Origin of the sequence: Herpetosiphon giganteus, from assembly GCF_016907925.1 — a bacterium.
Lineage (GTDB): Bacteria > Chloroflexota > Chloroflexia > Chloroflexales > Herpetosiphonaceae > Herpetosiphon > Herpetosiphon giganteus.
In genome coordinates, this window is record NZ_JAFBCZ010000077.1 from 1 (window position 1) to 1,835 (window position 1,835).

The following is a 1,835-nucleotide window of genomic DNA, read 5'->3' on the forward strand; positions in this document are numbered from 1 at the left end:
TTATTACTCTTTTATGCGGTCGTTCGGACGCTCCAGCTTCGTAAAATTCGCATGCCTGGCTAGATTGATTTTGCACACTTCTTGACAAACCACCGAATTATTATGGAGGTACGTGCGGCATTCTTGATACCAACGATGAGGATTGATTGAATCAAATGCTCTTTCTCGTAGCCAGATTGAGAATGCTGAGGCAAGCTGGCTGGGTTCGGTTGGTGGAGGCTCATCGCCAAGGATTGTGCAAAAAACCGCAGGATCATCACCTTGATTACGCCAAAAATAATAAAGCACATACCCTTGATGTTGGGTAAATGGCACGATGAAAGGATCTTCCAACCAAGGGATTGGGCCATCATTGAGCATATAGGTGGCTACTGAAAATGCATCATCGAGCTTATCAATAGCAGCAGCATCACCATCAAACCAACGGCGGGTATTGGTTTTACCAAAGGTTTGCAAAAAGGCGCGATAACAGGCTGGCAAGCGATAGCCACGGCGTTGTTCCAGCGTGCTGAGCGTTGCTTCATCAACCCCTGCAACAGTCGCAACTACCTTTGTTTGCGCAACAAAACGTGCCAATTCGTGCATATACGTTGCGTACATGGGCGATTCTCCCAATCGCGTATTGAAGTAGATTTTTAGTTCTCTCGTAGGCTCCACGCCTTCTCTCACTGTGGCAACGCTATTATAAAGGCAAAGTCAGAAGGCAAAAATCAAAAATCAGAAGGCAAAAGCCCATAGCCAACAGCCCATAGCCCATAGCCCCATCTTCGTGGCCCTTCGCGGTCTTCGCGGTTCCCTGCTTCGTGGATCAGCTTCGTATGATTTGACAGGGTTCAAGAATACTGCTATACTACGCGAGTTGTCGAAACGAACTGAAACGAATGACAGCACGATGTTTGCTCAACATCACACAAGTTGACGATTTGCTCCGCTCCGATGGCCATCTGGCATCAGCGGATTTTTTATCGCCAAAATCGCACCTTTCCAACTGATGGGTGCTGCGTCCGCAGCACATTCCATGCATCAATATTTTCTTTTTTGTCACCGTCAAACCGTTGGTGGTTGATCTGCCAACAAAACAGAGTGACCGTGCTTCCGCTCTCAAATCAGAAGCACACGCAGTGACTGCGGTCACTTGTCGGCGAGTTTGATCCTGGCTCAGGACGAACGCTGGCGGCGTGCCTAATGCATGCAAGTCGAACGCATTCTTCGGAATGAGTGGCGCACGGCTGAGGAACACGTGACTAACCTACCCCGGTGTGGGGGATAACGGGTCGAAAGACTCGCTAATCCCGCATACGATTCACGCAAGTGAAGGAAAGCCGTAAGGCGCACTGGGCGGGGGTCGCGTCCCATTAGGTTGTTGGTGTGGTAATGGCGCACCAAGCCCGTGATGGGTCTCTGGTCTGAGAGGACGACCAGACAGATTGGGACTGAGACACGGCCCAAACTCCTACGGGGGGCAGCAGCAAGGAATTTTCGGCAATGGGCGCAAGCCTGACCGAGCAACGCCGCGTGGAGGATGACGGCTCTTGGGTTGTAAACTCCTTTTGGGGGGGACGATACTGACGGTACCCTCCGAATCAGGCCCGGCTAACTACGTGCCAGCAGCCGCGGTAATACGTAGGGGCCAAGCGTTGTCCGGAATTACTGGGCGTAAAGCGTGGGTAGGTGGTCGATGATGTGCCGCGTGAAAGCGCCGGAGTAATGCCGGCGAGGTCGCGGTAGACACAACGACTAGAGGCTCGCAGAGGAACGTGGAATTCCCGGTGTAGTGGTGAAATGCGTAGATATCGGGAGGAACACCAGTGGCGCAAGCGGCGTTCTGGGCGAGA

General features: G+C 52.0%; 1 rRNA gene and 1 pseudogene. One reads left to right on the top strand and one right to left on the bottom strand.

Annotated features, from left to right (window positions below):
* Positions 1-177 precede the first annotated feature (177 nt).
* Positions 178-600 (bottom strand): annotated as a pseudogene (locus JOD20_RS26245) (SMI1/KNR4 family protein); the annotation flags it as partial.
* Between the two features lie 535 nt (positions 601-1,135).
* On the opposite strand from JOD20_RS26245, the gene JOD20_RS26250 reads away from it, so the two are divergent.
* A 16S ribosomal RNA gene (locus JOD20_RS26250) occupies positions 1,136-1,835 on the top strand; the annotation flags it as partial.